23 protein-coding genes, 1 tRNA gene and 1 pseudogene are annotated in these 23,860 nt (G+C 46.7%); 13 read left to right on the forward strand and 12 right to left on the reverse strand.

Annotation, left to right across the window (positions count from 1 at the left end):
- Positions 1-174: 174 nt before the first annotated feature.
- Together ruvA and H3L97_RS02500 are read left to right on the forward strand one after the other, a co-directional pair.
- Positions 175-762: a Holliday junction branch migration protein RuvA gene (gene ruvA, locus H3L97_RS02495; RefSeq protein WP_097114737.1), complete on the forward strand. Its 588-nt coding sequence runs from the start codon at positions 175-177 to the stop codon at positions 760-762.
- An 86-nt stretch (positions 763-848) separates the two neighbouring features.
- Positions 849-1,040, forward strand: coding sequence for a phosphoribosyl-ATP pyrophosphatase (locus tag H3L97_RS02500; RefSeq protein WP_097114738.1), 192 nt, complete (start codon positions 849-851; stop codon positions 1,038-1,040).
- A gap of 398 nt (positions 1,041-1,438) precedes the next feature.
- On the opposite strand, the gene H3L97_RS02505 is transcribed toward H3L97_RS02500, so the two are convergent.
- The 5 genes from H3L97_RS02505 to rplU form a co-directional block, all read right to left on the reverse strand.
- Positions 1,439-1,789: a YbjQ family protein gene (locus H3L97_RS02505; RefSeq protein WP_097114898.1), complete on the reverse strand. Its 351-nt coding sequence runs from the start codon at positions 1,787-1,789 to the stop codon at positions 1,439-1,441.
- Positions 1,790-2,037: 248 nt separating this feature from the next.
- A complete protein-coding gene (gnd, locus tag H3L97_RS02510; protein WP_097114899.1) occupies positions 2,038-3,486 on the reverse strand; it encodes a decarboxylating NADP(+)-dependent phosphogluconate dehydrogenase in 1,449 nt (482 codons plus the stop codon).
- A 201-nt stretch (positions 3,487-3,687) separates the two neighbouring features.
- Entirely contained in the window at positions 3,688-5,247 is a 1,560-nt protein-coding gene (locus H3L97_RS02515) for a glycosyltransferase family protein (protein ID WP_097114900.1), read from the reverse strand.
- Positions 5,248-5,317: 70 nt separating this feature from the next.
- Entirely contained in the window at positions 5,318-5,590 is a 273-nt protein-coding gene (gene rpmA, locus H3L97_RS02520) for a 50S ribosomal protein L27 (RefSeq protein ID WP_094576637.1), read from the reverse strand.
- Positions 5,591-5,616: 26 nt separating this feature from the next.
- Entirely contained in the window at positions 5,617-5,925 is a 309-nt protein-coding gene (rplU, locus tag H3L97_RS02525; protein WP_097114901.1) for a 50S ribosomal protein L21, read from the reverse strand.
- A gap of 69 nt (positions 5,926-5,994) precedes the next feature.
- Here rplU and H3L97_RS02530 point away from each other — a divergent pair, with 69 nt between their 5' ends.
- Positions 5,995-6,162 carry a hypothetical protein gene (locus tag H3L97_RS02530; protein ID WP_179655881.1) on the forward strand — a complete coding sequence of 56 codons (168 nt, stop codon included), beginning with the start codon at positions 5,995-5,997 and terminating at the stop codon, positions 6,160-6,162.
- On the opposite strand, the gene glmS is transcribed toward H3L97_RS02530, so the two are convergent.
- Entirely contained in the window at positions 6,090-7,931 is a 1,842-nt protein-coding gene (gene glmS, locus H3L97_RS02535) for a glutamine--fructose-6-phosphate transaminase (isomerizing) (RefSeq protein ID WP_097114902.1), read from the reverse strand. The two genes, H3L97_RS02530 and glmS, sit on opposite strands and share 73 nt — an antisense overlap.
- A 542-nt stretch (positions 7,932-8,473) precedes the next feature.
- Between glmS and H3L97_RS02540 the strand changes: the two genes are divergently transcribed.
- The 5 genes from H3L97_RS02540 to H3L97_RS02560 all read left to right on the forward strand — a co-directional run bounded on the left by H3L97_RS02540 (position 8,474) and on the right by H3L97_RS02560 (position 14,387).
- Entirely contained in the window at positions 8,474-8,896 is a 423-nt protein-coding gene (locus tag H3L97_RS02540; protein WP_097114903.1) for a hypothetical protein, read from the forward strand.
- 356 nt (positions 8,897-9,252) lie between these two features.
- On the forward strand, positions 9,253-10,368 hold the full coding sequence (locus H3L97_RS02545; protein WP_097114904.1) for an RNA ligase RtcB family protein: 1,116 nt from the start codon (positions 9,253-9,255) through the stop codon (positions 10,366-10,368).
- Entirely contained in the window at positions 10,359-11,135 is a 777-nt protein-coding gene (locus H3L97_RS02550; protein WP_143269189.1) for a hypothetical protein, read from the forward strand. Before H3L97_RS02545 ends, H3L97_RS02550 begins: the two co-directional genes overlap by 10 nt.
- Before the next feature lie 230 nt (positions 11,136-11,365).
- A complete protein-coding gene (gene prfH / locus H3L97_RS02555) occupies positions 11,366-11,974 on the forward strand; it encodes a peptide chain release factor H (RefSeq protein ID WP_097114906.1) in 609 nt (202 codons plus the stop codon).
- A 349-nt stretch (positions 11,975-12,323) separates the two neighbouring features.
- Positions 12,324-14,387: an AAA family ATPase gene (locus tag H3L97_RS02560; RefSeq protein WP_097114928.1), complete on the forward strand. Its 2,064-nt coding sequence runs from the start codon at positions 12,324-12,326 to the stop codon at positions 14,385-14,387.
- Positions 14,388-14,509: 122 nt separating this feature from the next.
- Here the strand turns inward: H3L97_RS02560 and H3L97_RS02565 are convergent, their stop codons facing one another.
- Positions 14,510-15,238, reverse strand: coding sequence for a hypothetical protein (locus tag H3L97_RS02565; RefSeq protein WP_097114908.1), 729 nt, complete (start codon positions 15,236-15,238; stop codon positions 14,510-14,512).
- 276 nt (positions 15,239-15,514) lie between these two features.
- Between H3L97_RS02565 and lpxC the strand changes: the two genes are divergently transcribed.
- Positions 15,515-16,438 carry a UDP-3-O-acyl-N-acetylglucosamine deacetylase gene (gene lpxC, locus H3L97_RS02570; protein ID WP_097114909.1) on the forward strand — a complete coding sequence of 308 codons (924 nt, stop codon included), beginning with the start codon at positions 15,515-15,517 and terminating at the stop codon, positions 16,436-16,438.
- 4 nt (positions 16,439-16,442) lie between these two features.
- Here lpxC and H3L97_RS02575 read toward each other — a convergent pair whose 3' ends face one another.
- The gene (locus H3L97_RS02575) at positions 16,443-17,108 is read right to left on the reverse strand and encodes a hypothetical protein (protein ID WP_097114910.1); all 666 of its coding nucleotides are present in this window, start codon (positions 17,106-17,108) and stop codon (positions 16,443-16,445) included.
- A gap of 52 nt (positions 17,109-17,160) precedes the next feature.
- Here H3L97_RS02575 and H3L97_RS02580 point away from each other — a divergent pair, with 52 nt between their 5' ends.
- Entirely contained in the window at positions 17,161-17,934 is a 774-nt protein-coding gene (locus H3L97_RS02580) for a methyltransferase domain-containing protein (RefSeq protein WP_097114911.1), read from the forward strand.
- Positions 17,935-18,101: 167 nt separating this feature from the next.
- Here H3L97_RS02580 and H3L97_RS02585 read toward each other — a convergent pair.
- The 3 genes from H3L97_RS02585 to H3L97_RS02595 all read right to left on the reverse strand — a co-directional run bounded on the left by H3L97_RS02585 (position 18,102) and on the right by H3L97_RS02595 (position 19,606).
- Positions 18,102-18,174, reverse strand: a tRNA-Arg gene (locus tag H3L97_RS02585).
- Positions 18,175-18,179: 5 nt separating this feature from the next.
- Positions 18,180-18,632 (reverse strand): DUF441 domain-containing protein, encoded by a 453-nt coding sequence (locus tag H3L97_RS02590; RefSeq protein ID WP_218839696.1) that lies wholly within the window; start codon positions 18,630-18,632, stop codon positions 18,180-18,182.
- Positions 18,632-19,606 carry a polyprenyl synthetase family protein gene (locus H3L97_RS02595; RefSeq protein ID WP_097114913.1) on the reverse strand — a complete coding sequence of 325 codons (975 nt, stop codon included), beginning with the start codon at positions 19,604-19,606 and terminating at the stop codon, positions 18,632-18,634. Before H3L97_RS02595 ends, H3L97_RS02590 begins: the two co-directional genes overlap by 1 nt.
- A 325-nt stretch (positions 19,607-19,931) precedes the next feature.
- Between H3L97_RS02595 and H3L97_RS02600 the strand changes: the two genes are divergently transcribed.
- Positions 19,932-20,585 carry a cell division ATP-binding protein FtsE gene (locus H3L97_RS02600; RefSeq protein WP_097114929.1) on the forward strand — a complete coding sequence of 218 codons (654 nt, stop codon included), beginning with the start codon at positions 19,932-19,934 and terminating at the stop codon, positions 20,583-20,585.
- Positions 20,582-21,496 carry a permease-like cell division protein FtsX gene (gene ftsX, locus H3L97_RS02605; protein ID WP_097114914.1) on the forward strand — a complete coding sequence of 305 codons (915 nt, stop codon included), beginning with the start codon at positions 20,582-20,584 and terminating at the stop codon, positions 21,494-21,496. Before H3L97_RS02600 ends, ftsX begins: the two co-directional genes overlap by 4 nt.
- Positions 21,497-21,875: 379 nt before the next feature.
- On the opposite strand, the gene H3L97_RS02610 is transcribed toward ftsX, so the two are convergent.
- Positions 21,876-22,592 (reverse strand): imm11 family protein, encoded by a 717-nt coding sequence (locus H3L97_RS02610; protein WP_097114915.1) that lies wholly within the window; start codon positions 22,590-22,592, stop codon positions 21,876-21,878.
- Positions 22,593-22,882: 290 nt separating this feature from the next.
- Here H3L97_RS02610 and dprA point away from each other — a divergent pair.
- A pseudogene (gene dprA / locus H3L97_RS02615) lies at positions 22,883-23,767 on the forward strand (DNA-processing protein DprA); the annotation flags it as partial.
- Positions 23,768-23,860: the final 93 nt, after the last annotated feature.

A 23,860-nucleotide genomic window follows, 5' to 3' on the forward strand; every position in this document is an offset into this window, starting at 1 on the left:
TTCTGAAATTTTGTGAATGTCAATTCAAAAAGCCAACCTACACATTTCGCCATTTTCCGGGCGCAGAGTGGGTGTAGCGGCGATACGCCACGTCCCCCTTATTTTCACGCCATCATGCAAAAAATGCCGCGCTCATTTACAATGGGCGTTTTGTTTTTTCAGGCAGCCTGAATTATGATTGGCAGATTACGCGGCAACATCATTGAAAAATCGCCGCCTCAAATTGTTTTGGACATCAATGGCGTGGGCTATGAAGTGGACGTTTCCATGCACACCTTTTATGCCCTGCCCGCTTTGGGCGAATCGGTGCAGCTTTACACCCAAATGATTGTGCGTGAAGACGCGCATTTGCTGTTTGGTTTTGTGTCGGCTGATGAACGCGCCACCTTTCGCCAGTTGCTTAAAGTGAGCGGCATTGGCGCGAAAACGGCTTTGGGCATTTTGTCGGCACTCTCGCCCGATGAACTGGCGCAAGCCATCGCCAGCGAAGATGTGAAAAAATTGTCGTCTGCCCCCAGCGTGGGCAAAAAAACCGCCGAACGCATGATTTTGGAATTGCGTGGCAAATTGTCGCTTGCGGGCAGCCTGAACGAGGGTTTGTTTGCCCCAAATGCGTCTGATGGTCATTTGGAAGACATTGTCAGCACGCTGCTGGCTTTGGGCTACAACGAAAAGGAATCGCGCACCGCCGTGAAAAGCCTGCCTGCCCATGTGGACGTGAGCGATGGTGTGAAATTGGCGTTGAAAAATTTAATGCGCTAGATTAAAATTGCGCGATTTTTTGATACCAAAAACTGATTTTTAGCGTTATTTCAAACAATTGTATTGTAAAAATTAAAGGTGAACACATGAATACCAAAGAATCTCAAAACGAATTTGAAATCATGGTGCAGCAAAGTTTGGCATCGCGTTTGTGCGAATTGGGTGCATCGGCGGCGGCGGTGGAAGCGGCGTTGGAACCATTGGATTTTACCGAAATTCGCTCGCATTTGCCGCGCAGCAACGATGATTTGAAAGCGGCATTTGCCCATTTGTTCTGATTGACACCACAAGCCAAAAGGCTGCCTGAAAACCGATTCAGGCAGCCTGAAACTTTTGCAAAACTCAATTCGTAGGGGCAGATTTCATATCTGCCCTTTTTTCAATTTATTGATAACACGATTTCGGGATAAAAGTGATTGATAAATTTAAGTCACTTTGCTCCCTCTCCCTGTGGGAGAGGGCTGGGGAGAGGGTATGCTGCTCAACAAGCCCTCTCTCCAACTCTCTCCCATAGGGAGAGAGAGCAGGTTTGTTGGCAAATTGACAGTTACTTATCCCGAGTTCACGTTATTGATAAAAATAAAAATTTCTGCAATTCTAAACAGGGCAGATATGAAATCTGCCCCTACAAACCGAGTTTTGCAAAAGTTTCAGCCTTTTGGCTTGAATTTGCGCTTTATTTTTGGATTTTAACCGCCGTGCCGCTCACGCTGACCATCATCATGCCGTTGGTTTCGCCCAGCACTTCGTAATCAAAATCCACGCCAATCACGCCATTGGCACCTGCTTTTTTGGCAGCGTCAATCATGTCGTCCAAAGCGGCTTGGCGCGCGCCTGATAATGCGCTTTCGTAGCCACTGGCACGTCCGCCCACCACATCGCGAATGGACGCAAACATATCACGAAAAATGTTTGCCCCAATCACGGCTTCGCCATTGACCACGCCCAAATATTCGTTCACATTCAGGTTTTTCGGTTCAATGGTGGCAACGAAAAAATCGTCTTTGCGAGATGAAAACCAGCCCATTTGTTTTGCTCCTTAAAAATCATCAATGAAAAAGGTTATTTCTGTTTTTTATTCAACAATTTAATCTTTTCAGGCTGCCTGAAATGTTTTTTTGAAAAGAAACCGTTCAGCTTTAATGTATTTGGCTTACTTTTTTAAAAAGTAAGTCGCCCGCACGGCGACAGAGCGCAATTCCAACACACCCCATTTTATTTTTTGTGGTGCCGTGAAAGGCAGCCTGAAATGCGAACAAGCTGCCCACGCGCCCATCAAACGTGATAGGTGCTTGACGCGGTGTCGCCACCTTTGCCTGTCCAGTTGGTGTGGAAAAATTCGCCGCGTGGTTTGTCGGTGCGCTCGTAAGTGTGTGCGCCGAAGTAATCGCGTTGCGCTTGCAGCAAATTGGCGGGCAAACGTGCCGATGTGTAGCTGTCCAAGAACGTGATTGCCGATGCCATGCAGGGCATGGGAATGGCGCATTCAATGGATTTTGCCACCACTTTGCGCCATTGTGGCAAGGCGTTGTTTAAAATGTTTTGGAAATACGCGTCTTGTCCCAACCAAACCAAATCGGGGTTTTGGGTGTAGGCATCGCGAATGTTGCCCAAAAACACGCTGCGAATGATGCAACCTTCGCGCCACAACAGGGCGGTGTTGCCATAATTCAAATGCCAGTTGTAGGTTTCGCTGGCTTCGTGCATGAGCATAAAGCCTTGGGCGTAGGAAATGATTTTGCTGGCAAGCAAAGATTGACGCAAGGCTTCCAGCCATTCTTCGCGGCTGCCTGAAATGGCAATGGGCGTGTGTGGGAACAATTTGGCGGCGGCAACGCGCTGCTCTTTCAAAGCCGATACGCAACGGGCAAACACCGATTCGCTAATCAGGGTAAGTGGAATGCCCATGTCCAAAGCGTTGATGCCTGTCCATTTGCCTGTGCCTTTTTGACCTGCGGTGTCCAAAATTTTTTCAACCAAAGGTGTGCCGTCTGTGTCTTTGTATGCCAAAATTTCAGTAGTAATGTCAATCAGATAGGAATCCAATTCGGTTTTTTGCCACGATTTGAACGCCGCGTGCATTTCATCGTGGTTCATTTGCAAGCCTTCTTTCATGAATTGATAGGCTTCACAAATCAACTGCATGTCGCCATATTCAATGCCATTGTGTACCATTTTCACAAAATGACCTGCGCCGTTGTCGCCCACCCAATCGCAACAGGGTTCGCCTTGTGGCGTTTTGGCGGCAATGGCTTGAAAAATCGGCTTAATGTGCGCCCAAGCCGCAAAATGCCCCCCTGGCATGATGGAAGGTCCATGACGCGCCCCTTCTTCGCCACCCGATACGCCTGCACCCACAAACAGCAAGCCTTTTTCAGCCAGCCACGCGCAACGGCGATTGGTGTCGGGATAATTGGCATTGCCGCCATCAATGATGATGTCGCCTTGCTCCAAATGGGGCAGCAACTGGGCGATGAATTCATCTACCGCGCTGCCTGCGCGTACCATCAGCATGATTTTGCGGGGTTTTGCCAATTTATCCACAAAATCTTGCAAACTGTATGCGCCCACGATGTTGGTGCCTTTGGCTGCGCCATTTAAAAATTCGTCCACTTTTTCCACGGTGCGGTTGTACGCCACCACTTTAAAGCCTTTGTCGTTCATGTTCAAAATCAGGTTTTGACCCATAACCGCCAAGCCAATTACGCCAATGTCGCCATTCATCAGGAATGTCCTTTCGTCAATTTAATGGGAATGTCAAACTTCTTTTTGCAGGTTTTCAGGCTGCCTGAAAAAAGAAAACGCGAGACTTTAACCGATTCCACCCCATTTGCACAATGTTTCTGCCAAAAATTTTTTTTATGGATTTTTGTTTGATAAAACAATTAAAAAAGCCGCCTGAAAAACCATTCAGGCAGCCTGAAATCACGAATCCAGCTCATCGCGCAAGGCTTGGCGCACCGCCACCAAAGCCTCATACCACGGCGCACTGGGATACGACAACTGAAATTTGCGCGTGTTGGGATACCACAAATTGCGGCTCAAAGGCACACCCCAACGCCAATCGTAAACATAAGGCAACAACACAAAAGTGGGCAAATTCAACGCCCCCGCCACATGCACAATAGACGTATCCACCGAAATCACCTTATCCATGTTTGCCAACAAAGCAGCCGTATCGGCAAAATCGCCCAATTCATCGCCCAAATGCGGAATGCCCTTTTCTGCCAGCCACGCACGTTCGCGCTCATTCAATTCCTTTTGCACGCAATAAAATTGAACATCGTCCATGCCGTCCACCAACACATTGAGCATAGCCACCTGATGAACCGAACGATAAGCATCGTTTTCATGATTGGGGTCGCCACGCCATGCCAAGCCCACTTTGCACTTTTTCTCCGAGCGCGTTAAAGCCGCAAAATGCCGCACCTTATCCACATTTGCCGACAAATACGGCATGGTTTTCGGAATCGTCTCAAAAGGCTGCCTGAAATGCACCAACAAATCATGCGGAAACGCCCAATAATCCAAATGCGCCACCACATCGGCAGCCACTTTCGCGCTCACCACCTCATCAATATCGGCATGGGTTTGCACCAGCGACACAATGGGCGGTTGCACCACCCAAATCAATTTGCCCACTTTGGCAACGTGTTTCAGATAATGCGCCAACTGGGTAAACATGATTTCATCGCCCAAACCAAATTCGCTCCACACCACAAAGGTTTTCCCAGCCAGATTTTCGCCACACCAATACAGCGCGTCAAACGCATCAGGCGGAGCAGGATAAGCATGACAACGGCGCATTTTGGGCAAATATCGGCGACAATACTCATCGCGCAACTGAAAGCCCCGAGCATAATCGCCATGCGCCAAATAAGTCAGCAAACGACCCAATTGTGCCATCAAATTATTGGGGAATTGCTGGGCGGAAATATTTTGTATTTCAATGGCTTGTGGCAACCAATTCATGCGCTCATAATACAAAGCCAAAAACTGATGCCCCACTATTTCATCAGGATACGCCAACAAAACCAACTGCAACAGCAACAAAGCCTCCGCATGGCTGTTTTGCGATTGTGCAATGGCAGCCTGTTTCATCAACGTAAGCAAAGGCGGCACAAATGCCTTTTTCCGCACACACACAAAATTGGGCGAAGCAAAATCCACATCTTCACTCAAAGGCGCAATGTAAACAAGGCAACTTTCCAGAAAATCGTCCATTTTGCCCAATAAAAACAAGCGACCTTTGGGGCGCAACACACGCAACCAATTGCGTAAAGCAGGGCGCGAAGCCAAACGCACAATATTTTGGCTCACAAAAACAATGTCGTAGCTGCCCGATTCAACGGTGTACAAATAAGTGGCATTGATTTTTTCCGTAATAGATAATTGTGCCAGTTGCAAATTGTTCAGCCAAGCCGCTTGAAACGTGCTGGGCAATTCATCAGTCTCATCATGCAAATGAATATAAAGGGCTTTCATGGGATTTTCTTTCAGGCAGCAAAAAACCTGCCAATGAAATCATCAACAGGTTTTGAATCAACAGAGCAGATTAGTTTTCTGCGCCTTCGTAGGGGCGAATGCTCACGGTTTTGCGGTTCAAAGCGCCTTTGGTGGCAAATTCCACATAGCCATCAACTTTGGCGAACAAAGTGTGGTCTTTACCCATGCCCACATTGTTGCCTGCGTGGAATTTGGTGCCGCGTTGGCGAACAATAATGGAACCTGCGGGAATCAATTCGTTGCCGTAGGCTTTCACGCCCAAGCGTTTGGCTTCTGAATCGCGACCATTGCGGGTGCTACCGCCAGCTTTTTTACTTGCCATTGTTTATACTCCTGAATTTAGTTTAATTAGCCAATAGACACGATTTCAATTTGCGTGAAATTTTGGCGATGACCTTGACGTTTTTGGTAGTGTTTGCGGCGGCGCATTTTGAAAATGCGTACTTTCTCGCCACGACCATGAGCCACAACTTTGGCTACCACTTTTGCACCTGCAACAGTAGGCGCACCTACTTTTACGTTTTCGCCGTCAGCAATCATCAAAACTTCGGTCAGTTCGATTTGGCTGTCGAGTTCGGCAGGTATCTGTTCTACTTTTAATTTCTCGCCAACGGTAACTTTGTATTGTTTACCGCCAGTTTTTACGACCGCGTACATACTCAACTCCATGAGAATGGGATTAAAAAATGTTCCGCACACTTTGCGGAACGCTTAAAGGTTGGCATTATGATGATATTGGTTTGTTTTGTCAATTTTTTTTGTGAAAATGTTTTTTCAGGCAGCCTGAAAACCCCCGCCCCATTTTCAGGCTGCCTGAAACCTTATTCCACCGTAACCGATTTTGCCAAATTGCGCGGTTTGTCCACATCGGTGCCACGCGCCAAAGCCGCGTGATACGACAACAACTGCACGGGAATCGTATGCACAATCGGCGACAAAGTGCCAACATGACGTGGCGTGCGAATCACATGAATGGTGTCGCTGTTGCTGGTGTAATCGCTGTCCAAATCGGTGAACACAAACAATTCGCCACCGCGTGCCGACACTTCCTGCATGTTCGCTTTCACTTTGTCCAACAAACCATCGTGCGGTGCAATCACCACAATCGGCATATTTTCATCAACCAAAGCGAGGGGGCCGTGCTTCAATTCACCAGCAGGATAGGCTTCGGCATGAATGTAGGTGATTTCTTTCAATTTCAATGCGCCTTCCAAAGCAATGGGGTAGTGAATGCCGCGACCCAAAAACAATGCGCTGGATTTTTTGGCGAATTTTTGCGCCCACGCTGCGATTTGCGGTTCAAGGTTCAAAACGTGCTGAATGCTGCCTGAAAGTTCGCGCAACTCTTGGGTGTAGCTTGCCAGTTTTTCATCGGAAATGGTGCCGCGCATTCTGCCCAAAGTTACAGACAACCCAAACAAAACAACCAGTTGCGTGGTAAATGCTTTGGTGGAAGCCACGCCAATTTCTGCCCCAGCACGGGTGTACAACACCAATTCGCTGTTGCGTGGCAGGGCTGATTCCATCACATTGCAAATGGATAAGCTGTGTTGATGACCTTGCGCTTGGGCAAATTTCAACGCCTCCATCGTATCCAAAGTTTCGCCTGATTGGGAAATGGTGATAATCAACTGTTTGGGGTTGGCGATGACATCGCGGTAGCGGTATTCGCTGGCGATTTCCACATCGGTGGGGATTTTGGCGATGGATTCCAACCAATATTTGCCCGTTAAGGCAGCGTAATACGATGTGCCGCAAGCCAAAATTTTGATGCTGTCAATGTCTTGAAACACTTGGGCGGCATTTTTGCCAAAATTTTCGGGGATAAAACCACCGTCCAAAAACACTTCGGCGGTATCGGCTACGGCGCGGGGCTGTTCGTGGATTTCTTTTTGCATGAAATGGTTGTAGCCGCCCAATTCCAAAGACGCGAGCGACAAACCCGATGTTTTGATTTCGCGTTGCACGGCTGCGCCCGATTTATCCACACATTGCACAAAGCCGCCTGCCTGTAACAGGGCAATGTCGCCATCTTCCAAATAGGTGATTTGGCGCGTAAACGCAATCACGGCTGACACATCGGAGGCGATAAAGGTTTCGTCTTCGCCCAAAGCCACCAAAAGCGGGCAACCCATGCGTGCCACCACCATGTTTTCAGAATTGTCTTGGGCAATCACGGCAATGGCGTATGCGCCGTGAAAACGTTTGCAGGCTGCCTGAACCGCCGCAAACAAATCGCCACCATTTTGGTCGTATTCATGGCGCACGCTGTGGGAAATGACTTCGGTGTCGGTTTGCGATTCAAATTCGTAGCCCAATGCGCTTAAACGGGCGCGTTCGGCTTCAAAATTTTCAATGATGCCGTTGTGCACCACCGCAATTTTGCCGCCTGAAATATGGGGGTGGGCGTTGGGTTCGGTAACGCCGCCGTGGGTTGCCCAGCGAGTGTGCCCAATGCCGATTTTGCCGACCACGCCTTTTTCTTGCGCGGCGGCTTCCATGTTTGCCACGCGACCGACACGGCGCACGCGTTTGATTTTGTCTTCGGCAAGCACGGCAATGCCCGATGAGTCATAGCCGCGATATTCCAGACGTTTCAAGCCGTCTGTGAGAAATTCAACCACATTTTGATTGGCGCGGATTGCGCCTACGATACCGCACATAATCTGTTCCTTAGTATCAAAGGGGTGAATCATCATCCGTTTCACGTTTGCTTTTGTCGCAAAAATCGCCAACTTCTGCGTTAAAAATGCGCGTCAGGTGTGTAACCTGACTTGCATTTTTGCCTTGAATTTGTCGTTTTTGCAACAAAATCAATACGCGCCACGAACGATGACTCACCCCCAGTTAAAAAAATCAGGCAAACTGACTTTCAGGCTGCCTGAAAGGACTGCGCGTCCAGCGAATACCCAAAAAACATTTTTCAGGCAGCCAAAACGCGAATAGATGGGGCTTTTTGCCACCCCAAAATCCACACAAAATTATACGCACAATTAGGTTAAAAAACGTTTGCCGTGGTGTTGATGTGATTTTTTTGTGCTAGGATAATCACTCTTTTCAACCACAGGACTTATCCACATGAACAAAACCATTCGCTATGCCACATTATTGGCATGTGTGGTGGGCTTGAACGCATGCTATGTTGTTCAACCCGCCCCCAATAGTCAAATCGTGATTCAAAACCCACAACGTTAAAGGAAACACCATGAAAAACCTGATTTTAGCCAGCGCAACCGCCATCGCATTGAGCGCGTGTTATGTTGTGCCCATGAGCAGCGGCTCACAAGTGGTACAAACGCCAGTTGCCCAAAGCCCAGCCTCTCCACAAGAAACCGTGTTAAACGCGCGTTTGTATCCCAATAACACCGCCGCCCAAAACGCAGGTGCAGGCAGCGCAACCGTATCCATTACCCACACAGGACACGGCACATTCCGCGCCCAAATTGGCGCAGAAAGTTTCACAGGCGATGCCACGCGCACACTCAACTCACGCTCGGGCAAAGCCAATGGCACAGGCTCTATGGGTCGCTACATCAACTGCAATTACACCATGAACAGCGAAACCGTTGGCACTGGTACTTGCACCACATCGGCTGGCGCAAGCTACAACATGCACATTTCACGCTAAATGGAACAAAACACAGCGCATTTTGTGGCATAAAAATCACAAAATGCGCCATTTTTGCGTTTTCAGGCTGCCTGAAAACGATTTTGCTTGCTGGCAAAAGCGATTTTTTGGCACAATGCGGTTTCATTTTTCAACACATTGCGTTTACGAAAGGATAACATCATGCAAAATCAACAATCTATCCAAATTCAAACACGCAGCTCAAAAGCGGACAATGCCGTTTAAATCTTTCTGATTGTCCGTTTTGGGACTGCTTTCTTTTTAAAATTATCCACAATTCATTTTTCTTTGCGATGCCGTTATTTTTCAGGCAGCCTGAAACACGTCTTGTGGAAAAAAACAGAAAGTCATTCACAATGGGCAATTCCATTACAATCATTCAAAATTCAAACACTTGGATTGAAGGCAACGCCATTCAACAATTAGAACGCACCGCCCAAATGCCACACATTCAGCGCGTGGCAGCCATGCCCGATTTGCACGCAGGGCGCGGTTATCCGATTGGTGCAGCATTTTTCAGCGTGGGGCATTTTTATCCCGCCCTGATTGGCAACGACATCGGTTGCGGCATGGCATTTTGGCAAACCGATTTGCCTGTGCACAAAATCAAATTACCCAAATTAGTCAAACAGTTGGGCAATATTGACGCGCCTTTAAACGACACTTGGGCAGAACGCATTGCCGAACTTATCCCCAACTGCACTTATCCACAAGCATTGGGGACTATTGGCGGCGGCAACCATTTTGCCGAATTGCAAGCTGTGGACAAAATTTATCTGCCTGATTTATTGCCAGAAAATTTCAATCCCAAATGCCTGCAACTGCTGGTGCATAGCGGTTCACGCGGTTTGGGGCAAGCGATTTTGCGCGACCATGTGGAAAAATTCAGCCACGCTGGTTTAGCCGAAAACACGCCACAAGCCCTTGATTATTTGGCACAACACGATTTTGCGTTGCAATTTGCCCACACCAATCGCCAGTTGGTTGCTGAACGCATGTTGGCGCGTTGGGGCACAGACGGTGTGCGTTTGCTGGACGTTCATCACAATTTTTTGCAACAAATCCAATTGGATAATCAAACAGGCTGGCTACACCGCAAAGGCGCAACACCTTCGGATTGTGGCTTGGTGGTCATTCCAGGGTCGCGTGGCGATTACAGCTATTGGGTGAAACCGATTGTGGATAATTGCGCCAAATCTTTGTTTTCATTGGCACATGGCGCAGGGCGAAAATGGCAACGCAGCGAATGCAAAGGGCGTTTGTCGCACAAATATTCTGTGGATAATTTGCGCCAAACGCATTTTGGCAGCGTGGTGGTTTGCGAAGACAAATCATTGATTTACGAAGAAGCCCCACAAGCCTACAAAAACATTGACGATGTGATTGCGGCGATGTTGGATTTTGGTTTGATTGAATTGGTGGCGCGGTTTAAGCCTGTTTTGACCTACAAAACGGCTGGGGAATGCTGTTAGTTATCCACATTGTAGGGTGCAACTTGTTGCACCATTTTCCGAATGATGTTGAATTTGGTGCAACAAGTTGCACCCTACGTTTCAGGCAGCCTGAAAGAAAAAATATGAAAATCATCAGTAAATTCAAAGATTATTACGATTATTTGGTCGGGATTTATGGCGAAGACCCTTTGTTGGTTTTTGACCGCCGTAATCAAAATGGCACAATTATCCACAAATTCCCTGCTTTACCTGATGAATGGCAGGCTGAATATGGCGATTGCGTGGGTCTGGCACATTTATTTGTCGGAAATTGGCATACTTGGCTTTTTTATACAGGGCAGGAAGTTTACACAACATCGGATATAGAAACTGTCCACAGCCGTGTTCGCCATAATAAAAAAATCGTGCCGATTGTGCGTTTCAATAATGGCAAAGAATATGCCATGCCAACAAAAAATCAATGGCACACAACACATGATTATTTTCTTACAACGATTACGCGCTTGCGTTATGGCATGGCGACATATCATCATGTACCGCTCATGCTTATTCTAGAAAAACATCATTGGCATTGGAATGAAGTGGATAGCTACTATGTCAATCCGCAACTGGTTTCATTGGGTATTTATGTGGACGAGAATGTGGTTTGGCAGGAAATTTCCGCCTATTTGGGACAACTTCGCAGCGAGCAGGAAACCAGTCCGCCTGTTCCCGACAAAAACAAAATTGAAAACAAAGGTTTTGATGTGAAACACTCGTTTCGCCCAAAAATGAAACGCAAATGATGTTTCAGGCAGCCTTTCAATACACGACAAAAATTTTCAATGTGCCACAAATCTCGTCCCCTCTCCTTGTGGGAGAGGGTTAGGGAGAGGGTAAAACCGTTGAGTTTGTGGCACTTTTTCCCTCTCCCCAGCCCTCTCCCTCAGGGAGAGGGCGTGAAATACTGGCACAATAACGGTTTCTGTCCATATTTTGAAAGGCAGCCTGAAAAATTTTTAAACACAGGAATATTATGATTTATTTACAATTATCCACAGGGCAATCGCCAGCCGAATGCCAATTTTTCGCCAAACACGTTTTCCACAAAATTTGCCGCGAAGCCGCACAACACGACTTATCCACCGAAATCATCAGCGAAACGCCCAGCAAATATGGTTTGTTGTCGGCGGTGTTGGCGGTTTCAGGCAGCCGTGCCGATGAATTTGCGGCGCGTTGGCTTGGCACGCTGCAATGGATTTGCCCCAGTCCGTTTCGTCCACAGCATTTGCGTAAAAATTGGTTCGTGGCGGTGTCGCGGCTGCCTGAAATGCCCACGCTGCCTGAAAACGATGAAATCCGCTTTGAAACGTGCCGAGCGGGTGGCAAGGGTGGTCAGCACGTCAATAAAACGGAAAGTGCGGTACGCGCGGTGCATTTATCCACAGGTTTGTCGGTGCGCGTGGAAAGTGAACGCAGCCAACACGCCAATAAAAAACGGGCGCGTGAATTGTTGGCATTCAAATTAGCAGAACATTTATCGCTGCAAAATCAAGATTATGCCCAACACCAGCACAGTCAGCTTTATCAACTGGAACGCGGTAATGCGGTGCGTGTGTTTCGGGGTAAAAATTTTGTGGAATGATTTGTGCCATTTAATTTGTCCAAAAATAAAAGAATCTTATTTTTAAAATATAAAAAGATTATGATGTTTTATGATTGGGTAATGTGGCTGTGGGTAAGTTGATTTCATTTGCAAAAACAAAATTTTATTTGCGGATTGAATCTGTGGATAAGATTCAGGCTGCCTGAACAATAGCTTGTGCATGATTGTGGATAAAATCTGCCAAACAAAATGCAACTGTGGATAAATACGCGATTTTGCACCGTTTCAGGCAGCCTGAAACGCAAGTTCACAAAAAAACCAGTACAATTTGCGTTATAATGCTTGTGTTGCCAATAATACATTGAAAATCAAAAAGAAAGAAAAACAAATGCCAAACTTAAACGAACAATTAAAACCCCTGTTTACCACTTTTTTGTGGGACATTCTCTACACTTTGGACGGACAAAAGCATTTTGTGGGCAGCGAAGGCTTTGACAGCACACTCATCGCCAAATATTTGGGTGCCGATTTGTGGTTTGATGCCGAAAACCCCTATTCCCCCACCGAGGCGCGTGAACACATTAAATGGTATGCCGAAGATTGGTTTGCCCAAAATGATTTTGAAATCGTGTGGGCAAACTGCATTCCCAAAATCTTGCGCGACAATGTGGCACAATGGGCAAATTTGTTTCATTTGAATCAGGTGGAAATGCGTTTGCTCACGTTTTGCGTGTTGTTGCACAGCCAAAATTTGCTCACGCGCTTTGCCGCCAATTTGGGCGAATTGGACGATTCGGGGGCGTGTCATGCGTTGTCGGTGTTGTTAAGGCTGCCTGAAAATGAGATTGTGGCGGCATTTCATCACCGAGCCACACTCAAAACAGTGGGCTTGTTGAGCTTGGACAGCAACAACGAATATTATCTGCGCGGCAAAATTGACATGCTCTCCAACAAATTTGCCGAATTGATGATGAAAGAGCGGCTTTCGCCTGTGGATATGCTCAAAGCCCACATTCAGGCAGCCCCCACCACCGAATTGAGCATGAACGATTTTGCCCATTTGGGCGTGTTGGGCGAAGCCGCCTTGCAACACACCAAACACGCTTTTGCCACCCAACAAGCTGGCTGCAACATTCTGCTGCACGGTGCGGCAGGCGTGGGCAAAACCGAATTTACCCGCGTATTGAGCCAAGCAGTTGGCGTAGAATTGTTTGAAATTTCATGGGAAGACGAAGACGGCGACCCAGCCGACCGCGATGACCGACTGAACGCTTTACGCATGGCACAAAGCATTTTATCGGGGCAAAACGTGATGCTCATGTTTGATGAAGTGGAAGACGTGTTTGACCGCTCACAACGCAGCTTTTCGCTCAACAAAGCGTGGCTCAACCGCCATTTGGAAAACAACCCCGTGCCAACCGTGTGGATTTGCAATCAAGTGCATTTGATAGACCCGTCTGTGATTCGCCGTTTTGACATGGTGATTGAGATGAAAGCCCCACCTGCACGCATTCGTGCCGAAATGATACGCGGCTTTACCCAAGATTTTTACAGCGAATCGCAAATTCAAGGTTTGGCAGAACATGATGCGCTTGTGCCAGCCATTTTGAAACAAGCCCACAAAGTTACCCAAAACATGCACGATTGGCAGCCTGAACAACAAGGCGAACTGTTCCGCACCCTGCTCAAAAACACCCTGTATGCACAAGGCAATTTCCAGCCCCTGCAAAGCCAAAGCAAGCTGCCTGAAATTTACAACATAGAATGGGTAAACAGCAAACAAGACCTCAACGCCATTGCACAAGGCATGGCAAAAGCAGGGCGCGGCAGCCTGTGTTTGTATGGTGCGGCAGGCACGGGCAAATCCGCCTATGCCGCATGGTTGGCGCAACAAGCCGACAAACGCATCATCTACAAACGCGCCTCCGATTTGCTCGATAAATATGTGGGCGAAACCGAACAGCGCATTGCCGCCGCCTTTGAGGAAGCCCAAGCCGAAAATGCCGTATTGGTGTTTGACGAAGTGGACAGCTTTTTGCAAGACAGACGCGGCGCGCGCCAAAGTTGGGAAGTGAGCCATGTCAATGAAATGCTCACGCAAATGGAAAGCTACAACGGTATTTTTGTTGCCAGCACCAACTTGATGCACAACCTAGACCAAGCCGCTTTGCGCCGTTTTGATTTCAAAATTGAATTTGGTTATTTACGCAGCGAACAGGCATGGGCATTGTTTCGCGCCCATGCCGAGAAAATGGGGTTGGATTTGTCGGGCGGCATTCATCATTTGCAAGCGGAATTGGTGCGTTTGAAAAACGTGGCGGCAGGCGATTTTGCCGTGTTGGCAAAACAAGCGCGTATCAAGCCCTTTGCCAACGCCCAAGACCTGCTCAAAGCCCTGCAAGCCGAATGCGCCATGAAAGAAGGCACCAAAGGCGCGGTGGGGTTTGTGTGATGTTTCAGGCTGCCTGAAAGTCCTAGCGGACGGCAAAATGTAGGGTGCGCCGTGCGCACCCAATTTTCACGAAAAATGAAAATATTGTGGGAATTTGGGTGCGCACGACACACCCTACGCAACTACGCTTGTTGGATAACACAACGAGACAAACCCAATTGCTTTTGATTAAAGCCTGCATCAAATAAGGCTTGCACCAGTCTATCAGAAAAGAATAAAGAATCATGTAAATTTTTATCATGCCATAAATCAATCTTGATATTTTTAACTTGTTCTAATAAAACAATATTATCATCTTCAACACCCCATATATATCTTAATGGCTCTTCAGGGGTATAACGACTTGCTTTGATGCCTTTACTATGATTTGAATTTAAAAATTCAAAAGTCTCTGCAATATTAATAAAATAATAAGGTACGTCAGAAAGTTGTTTTTTGGTTTCTATATCATAAATAAAAACTTGACTAAAATGGGTTTTACCTAAATTAAATTGAGAAATAATATTGTATGGTTTTTCATTCATTACCAAATAACCGCCTGTTATGCTAAAAAATATTTCGTCTTTTTGCGGTAAATTACTGTAATTAATATCTGGTTTTTTAAATAACTTAATTGGCATTTCTGGTTGTGGAATCAATTCATAATTTTTCCAAGCGCGCCAAAATTTGGTATCTGTTTCCTCAATGGTTTCTAAAATTTTCATTTCATCATCTGTTATGGTATGGCACTCTTTTTTCTGTTTAATAAAGAAAAGCTCAACACCATCAAATTCAGGTGTTTGCACAACAATACCATAAGTATTTGCTACCGCATGACTACCATAATCACACAACCACGCATAATTTGACATAACTGTCTCCTAGTCAATAAATGAATATTTCAAGCAAGTGTAGGTTGGATACGGGTATCCGACCTACGCGCATTTTCCCATTTTCAGGCTGCCTGAAAAATCCCACATTGCCTCAATTTTATGCAAATTCAATTTTCATTTTAAAGACAAATAATTAAGCCATTTATCCACAATTCATGTACAAGGATTTACCCAAATCTTTGGGAAAACCCCATTCAGGCTGCCTGAATGCGGTATCATATCCCCAAATTGACCCAATTCAAAAGGAAAACCAAAATGAAACAACGCACTTTGGCACAAACCGTAACCGCCACAGGCGTGGGTTTGCATTCGGGCGAGCGCGTTTCGCTGACCTTGCACCCTGCTCCTGTGCATTATGGCATTGCCTTTCGCCGCACCGATTTAACAGGCGAACAGGGCGAAATCGTGAAATTGCACCCCCATTTAATCAACGACACGCGCTTATCGTCCACCGTGGTTACCGAAAACGGCACGCGCGTTGGCACGATAGAACACATCATGTCCGCGCTGGCAGCCTATGGCATAGACAATGTGTTGATAGAATTGGACGCACCCGAAATCCCCATTATGGACGGCAGCAGCCTGCCCTTTATTTTTCTGTTGCAAGAGGCAGGTGTGGTGGAACAAAACGCCCCCAAAAAATTCATTCGCATACTCAAAGAAATTGAAGTGCATGATACGGGAAAATGGGTCAAATTCAGCCCACACAATGGTTTTAAGGCAGCCTTAACCATAGAATTTGACCACCCCGTGTTCAACCGCAGCAATCCGCGTTTTGAAATTGATTTTGCCAAACAAAGCTATATTGAAGAAATCGCCCGCGCGCGCACATTTGGTTTCATGCAAGAAGTGGAATTGATGCGCAAACACGGCTTGGGCTTGGGTGGCAATTTGACCAACGCCATTGTGATAGACGAAACCGATGTGCTGAACCCAGACGGTTTGCGCTACCCCGATGAATTTGTGCGCCACAAAATTTTGGACGCGATTGGCGATTTGTACATTGTCGGCTACCCCATTATTGGCGCGTTTGAAGGACACAAATCGGGACACGCCATCAACAACGCGCTGCTTCGCGCCATTTTGGCAGATGCCAGCAGCCACGAATGGGTGGCATTTGACGAAAATGACGATGTGCCAGAGGCATTTTGGGGCATAGAAACGGTTCAGGCAGCCTGAAACATTACCGTTTCATTTCCGTTTCAATGGCGCGAATGTTCAATTCACGGTCGCGTACGGCGGCGTTGAGCTTGGCGATTTGCTTGGCGTTGCCCGATTTTTGCGCGGCGGCAAGCTGGCTTTGTGCCGATTTGAGCGCGGCACGTTCACGCGCAATTTCCTGTTCCAACACCTGTCGGCGCGTTAAAACGGGTTTGGCGGGTTTGGGCGGTGGCAGTTGCACCACCACGGCGGGCATTTTGGGGGTTTTGCCTTTGGGGTTTTTGTTGGGCAATTTGGCGGTGGGTTTGTCTTTGTTGTCGCCTGTTTTGGGTTGATTGCGTAATGTGATGTTTACTTTGGTGGGACTGGTGTTTTTGTCATTGGGGGTTTTTTCGTTGGGATTTTTGTTGTGGGTGGGGATTTTGTCGTTGGCGACATTTGGGGCTGGTGTGGACGGGGCGATGGGCAACACTTTCACATCATCATTTTCCCCATTTTCTGCCACCGTTGGCACATCAGAGGCTGCCTGAACGCTGGGTGGCGATACTTCGCTGGCGGCTTGGCTTGCCACATCATGATTGACTTGGCTGGCTGCCTGAACATCATCTTGCACCGCATTTTCAGGCAGCGTGGCGCAAGCCGACAACATCATCAACATCAATCCCGATACACTCAAAAAGTGTTTCATGGTTTAATCCTTGCTACAATTCAATTCAATCCATTATTTTAACAAACAAATCATGAGCAACCAGCCTTATTTTCTGCATCATCATTTGGCAGAACAAGCCGATAGCCGCTTGGCGATTGTGCGCCACACGCCCAAGCACATCATTTTGGTGGGCGCAGATGGCGATTTCAGTCGCCAAAAGCTGGCGGCGCGTTATCCACAAGCCAAATTCAGCGAATACGACCCCCACCCCGAACGCCTACAACACGCCGCCGCGCAACGCCAACACGGATTGTTGCACAAAATCACAGGCAAACACATCGCCCAACACGCCCAATCTCCCCAAGACAGGCTGCCTGAACACCACGCCGATATGTTGTGGAGCAATTTGAATTTGGTTTGGGCAGATGATTTGCCTGCCACCTTGTCTAATTGGTCGCAAGCCTTGCAAAAAGACGGTTTGCTGTTTTTCACCCATTTTGGCGCAGACAGCCTGCCTGAAATCAGGCAAATCATCGATGCGCCCCATTTTTTATTGCGCGATATGCACGATGTGGGCGACATGCTGTTTCATCACGGCTTTTACGACCCGATTATGGACACCGCGCAATTGCATTTGGATTACGAAAACTTTGCCACGTTGCAACACGATTTGCAATTTACAGGTTTATGGCGCAGCTTAAACGTGGCAAATGCCGACCAAGCGTGGCAAACATTGCGTCATGCGTGGGATAAAGGCGCGTTGCGGCAAATCAGCGTGGAAATTTTGCACGGACACGCCATCAAAAAAACCGTGCTGCCTGAAAATGAACATGTATTGCAATTTTATCCACGCAAAATGCCATAAAGCAACCTTTGCAAAACCCACTTTTAAGCTGGCGTAGGGGCGGATTTCATATCCGTCTCTTTTTCAATTTAGGCTTAATTCGTGTAGAAATCTGATAAAACATGGATTGGGGTGCAACAAGTTGCCCACCACATGATGATGTTGAATATTGGATTGACTGTATTTTGCCCCACCAACAGGAATTGAACCTGTATTTCACGCTTAGGAGGCGCGTGTTCTATCCATTTGAACTATGGCGGGAGAAATCAAATTTTACCGATAAACAGCGACAATATGCCAGCCGCAATTAAAGGTCCTACTGGCACACCACCCAAAAATGCCACACCCAAAATCGTGCCGATGAGCAAACCCGTTACCAATACGGGCTGTTCGCCCATTAGGGGTATGCCGCGTCCTGCTATCCACGCAACAAACACGCCCACGGTAATGGACACCAGCATTTTCACATTCACAAAATCGGCAAACTGGTTGGGTAGCTTGGTTTTGCCCGACACCAATGGGCTTAATACGCCTATGGTCAGCAAAATAATCCCCCATTGTAAGGCATATTTATCCACAAGCGGTAAATATTTTGCCAACCAAGTTTGCTGTATGAGCAACAGCACCGCCGCCGAAATGGTGATGGTCGGGTTGTTGCCCAATACGCCCAAGGCGATTAACGCCACCAAAAACACGGCAATCGGGTTGAGTTGCCCCATCATGATGCGCGTGCCACCGACAGTTCTGCCATTTGGTGCATGGCGGTGCGGACTTCGTTTTCAGGCAGCCATTTGAGGCAATCTATGGCTTGGTTTACGGCATGTTGTGCTTGGGCGGTGCAATATGCCAGCGCGTCCGACTCGGTAACGTGTTGATGAATTTTGCTGAAATATTCACGGTCGGCATTTTGCAAGGCGGTGCGAACGTCTTGGGCGGCTTGTGGCGAACCTTGTTGCATCAAATAAATGAGCGGTAGGGTGGGTTTGCCTTCTGCCAAATCATCGCCCACGTTTTTGCCGATTTGTTCTACGCTGCCTGAATAATCCAACACATCGTCAATAATCTGAAATGCCGTTCCCATATACATGCCGAAATCTTTGAGGGCTTGTTCTTGTTGGGGCGTTGCGCCTGCCAAAATCGCGCCCACTTGTGCGGCGGCTTCAAACAGTTTGGCGGTTTTGTATTGAATCACTTGCAGGTATTGGGCTTCGGTAATGTCCACATTGCCAATGTTCATCAGTTGCATGACTTCGCCTTCGGCGATGATGTTGGTGGCATCTGCCATCACTTCCAGAATTTTCAGGCTGCCTGAACCCACCATCAGTTGAAATGCGCGTGTGTACAAAAAGTCGCCCACCAACACCGCCGCCGCGTTGCCAAACAGATTGTTGGCGGTTTTTCTGCCGCGCCGCAATTCGCTTTCGTCCACCACATCATCGTGCAACAGGGTTGAGGTGTGGATAAATTCCACCATTGCCGCCAGTGAATAGAGTTTGTCGTCATCGTAACCCAAGCATTTGCCCGACAAGATGGTCAAAATGGGACGCAAACGCTTGCCGCCTGCGCCAATAATGTAGGTGCCAATTTGCGAAATCAGGGCGACATCAGATTGTACGGCGCGATTGACCACCGCATTAACGCGGTTTAAATCGTGTGCCAAATGCTGCTGAAAATAGGGAATTTTGCTCAACATAATCCATCTCGGGGCGGAAAATTAAAGGGCAAAATTATAGCAAAATTCGCTTTTTCAGGCAGCCTGAAAAATTCATGCACCGTTTATCCACGTTTTATCCCCGTCTTATCCACATGGTTATCAACTTTATTTTGATGATAAAAATCATTTGATTGATGAATTTATCCACATTTTTATACAGAATCGCACAATCAAAAAACAGATTATTGTGCAAATGGGTTGTCAAACAAATTGTGGCACCTTTCTTGTGTCGCGCAAAAAGGCTGCCTGAAAACAAGCAATCGCGTATAATCGCGCCCAAATGATTGTTTATGGACACACACCCATGATTAGCTTTGAATCCGTATCCAAAGTTTATCCAGGGGGATTTGAAGCCCTCAAAAACGTCAGCTTTACCATACACAAAGGCGAAATGATTTTTGTGGCTGGGCATTCGGGCGCAGGCAAATCCACCATATTAAAATTGATTGCGGGCATTACCAAGCCATCATCAGGCAAAGTAATGATTAACAACAACAATTTGGGTAAACTTTCCGACAATGAATTGGGCTATTTGCGCCAACACATTGGCATTGTGTTTCAAGACCACAAAATCTTGTTTGACCGCAATGTGCTGCAAAATGTGTTGTTGCCCCTGCGCATTATTGGTTATGACAGCAAAACCGCCGAAAAACGCGCCCGCGTTGCCATTGAAAAAGTCGGCTTGGCAGGACGTGAACTGGCAGACCCCATTACCCTATCGGGTGGCGAACAACAGCGTTTGTGCATAGCCCGTGCGGTGGTACACCAGCCCAGCCTGTTGATTGCAGACGAACCCTCTGCCAATTTGGACAGAGCCTATGCTTTGGACATTATGGAATTGTTCCGCACCTTTCACGAAGTGGGTACCACCGTTATCGTTTCCGCCCACGATGAAACCCTGATGCAGGATTATGGACACCGTATTTTGCGTTTACAGGAAGGCAGGTTCGCCGCATGATGCACTACATTTCCTTGCACATTGAAAGTGCCAAACGCGCCGCAGGTTATTTTTTCAAGCAACCGATTGGCGCATTGTTGATTTTGGCAATGCTTGCCATTGCCATGACTTTGCCACTTACGCTTTATTTGGGCGTGCAAAGCAGCCAAACGGTGTTGAGCAAATTGAATGAAACGCCACAAATTACCCTTTATTTGGAAACCAATGCCAATGAACAAGATGCCGATGTGATTCGCAAGCTGCTGACCGAAGACAAACGCATCAAATCCAACAAATTTGTGGGCAAAGAAGAGGGCTTGGCAGAAATGCAGGCAGCCATGAACGGTCAAGATGTGGTTTCCATGTTGGACGAAAACCCTTTGCCCGATGTGTTTGTGGTCATGCCCGCCGACAACACGCCCGAAGCCATTACCGCTTTGCAAGCCGATTTGGACAAATACCCCATGGTAGAAAGCACCCAAATGGACAGAGAATGGATGCACACCTTGTATCAACTCAACCATTTGTTGCACCAAGTGTTTTATTTTTTGGCAGCGACTTTGGGTTTGGCATTTGTGCTGGTGGCGCACAACACCATTCGTTTGCAAATTTTGAGCCACAAAGAAGAAATTGAAATTACCAAATTATTGGGTGCGCCATCGTCTTTTGTGCGCCGACCTTTTCTGTATCAGGCAGCGTGGCAGAGTGTGCTGTCGGCAGCAATCAGTTTGGCGTTGGCAACTTGGGTGATGCAGGTTTCGCAGCCTTTGGTCAATCAGATTTTCAAACCTTATGGCATCAATTTGGCGTGGCGCACGTTTACGCCATGGGAAATTGGCGCGGTGTTGGTGTTGGTGTGTGCCTTGGGCATTAGCGGCGCATGGCTGGCAAGCACACAGCATTTGTTGAGTTTCAATGCCAAACGCCATTAAAAATTGATGAATGAACCCCATCCCCTAAATCGCGCGGTTTGTGTGCATTTGGGGGATTTTTTGTGGGCAGCCTGAAACCGTTGCAAAATTGGGTTTACCATAAATTGAAAAAAGGGCGGATATGAAATCCGCCCCTTCGTTTGTTTTGGGGTCAATTCTTGTGGTAATCGTCATAAACCTAATTTAATGTTTAAAAAATAAAATGATTAAAAAAAGTAATGGCATTGATGTGTGTTATGTCTTGACCGACTTTGCCTGTTTTACGCCATTGAATCACTTTATCTATGGTGTCATGCGTTGTAATTTTTCACGGTAAACAGCTTTTGTTGCCAAGCGTTGGTTCATCAAATAGGAACCCCCACCCTATGCTTGCTAAAAATTACTTAATAACACAACGAGTCAAACCTAATTGCTTTTGATTAAACCCTGCATCAAATAAAGCTTGAACCAGTCTATCAGAAAAGAATAAAGAATCATGTAAATTTTTATCATGCCATAAATCAATCTTGATATTTTTAACTTGTTCTAATAAAACAATATTATCATCTTCAACACCCCATATATATCTTAATGACTCTTCAGGGGTATAACGACTTGCTTTGATGCCTTTACTATGATTTGAATTTAAAAATTCAAAAGTCTCTGCGATATTAATAAAATAATAAGGGACATCAGAAAGTTGTTCTTTATTTTGAATATCATAAATATACACTTGGCTAAAATGCGTTTTACCTAAATTAAATTGGGAAATAATATTGTATAATTTTTCATTCATTACCAAATAACCACCTGTTATTCTAAAAAATATTTCTTCTTTTTGTGGTAAATTACTATAATTAATATCTGGCTCTTTAAACAATTTAATAGGTAAATGCTTAATCAACTCCCTATTTTGCCAAGCATCAAAAAATTTGAGATAAGGAATACGAATATTATCTAAAATTTGCTGTTCTTCATTGCTAATTTGACCTATTTTTTCTTTTTCATATAACCAAAACCGCTCTACACCATCAAATTCTTCAGTCTGCATAGCCATTCCGTAAGTATTGGCAACAGAATAATTTGTATAATCACACAACCACGCATAGTTTGACATAACTGCCTCTCTTCTAAAATTAAAAATTGACTCATCTTAATTCAAACAGCCTGAAAAAGCCTTGTTTCAACTTTTCAGGCTGCCTGAAATTTTATGCCTATTGTTGTGATACTGTTCATTTTTGTCAATTATTCTCGCATTCATGTTTGCTAAAAAATATCTCAATATTTCAATTGGCTGCTTTCAGGCTGCCTGAAACAATGGGGCGATTTTCACAATGCCACTTATTGCACCGTTTTCGCCTTTTTGCTATGCTCAAATATTCACAAACCACATGAAATCATTGGATTATGCAGCACGATTCCGAACGCCACGCATGGATACAACTCGCGCTTACCCCCCATATTGGCGCGGAAAGTTTCCTCAATTTGATTCAACATTATGGTTCAGCCAGCCAAGCCCTGCGCGCCAGCAGCAGCGAAATCGCCCAACTTGCCCACAATGGCAAAAAAGCCGCCGCCCATTGGCATGATACCCACAAAGCACAAGCCGCTACCGAAGCGGCTTTGTTGTGGGAGCAACATGCCGATTGTCGCCTGTTGCTGTTGTGCGATGACGATTACCCAATGATGCTCACCGAAGGCTTAACCGCGCCCCCCATTTTGTTTGTGCGTGGCAATGTGGCTTTGTTGCACAAACCTTCGGTGAGCATAGTGGGCAGCCGCCACGCCACACCGCAGGCTTTGCGGATTGCGCGGGATTTTGCTTTGTCGTTGAGCGAACGGGGCATTCCCATTATTTCGGGCATGGCAAGCGGCATAGACACCGCCGCCCACGAGGGGGCATTACAACATTCAGGCAGCACCATTGCCGTGTGGGGAACGGGCATAGACCGCATTTATCCACCACAAAACGAATATTTGGCACGACAAATTGCCGAACAAGGCGCAATCGTGTCCGAATTTCCTTTGGGAACGCGCCCTGTGGCAGGCAATTTTCCGCGCCGCAACCGCTTGATTGCCGCTTTGGGACGCGCGACATTGGTGGTGGAGGCGGCATTGGAAAGCGGCTCGCTGATTACCGCGCGGCAAGCCAGTGAAATGGGGCGCGAAGTGATGGCAATTCCCAGCAGCATAGACAATCCACACGCCAAAGGTTGCCACAAATTGATTAAAGAAGGGGCTAAATTGGTGGAAAGTTTGGAAGACATTTTGCAAGAATGCCCCAGTTTGTTGGCAAAATCATCAACAGCTTTATCCACAGCATTATCCACAAGGTGTCAGAAAATTACATCGCCCGAAAAATCGCCCAAAATGCTGCCTGAAAAA

This window comes from Alysiella filiformis (genome assembly GCF_014054525.1).
GTDB classification, from domain to species: Bacteria; Pseudomonadota; Gammaproteobacteria; order Burkholderiales; family Neisseriaceae; genus Simonsiella; species Simonsiella filiformis.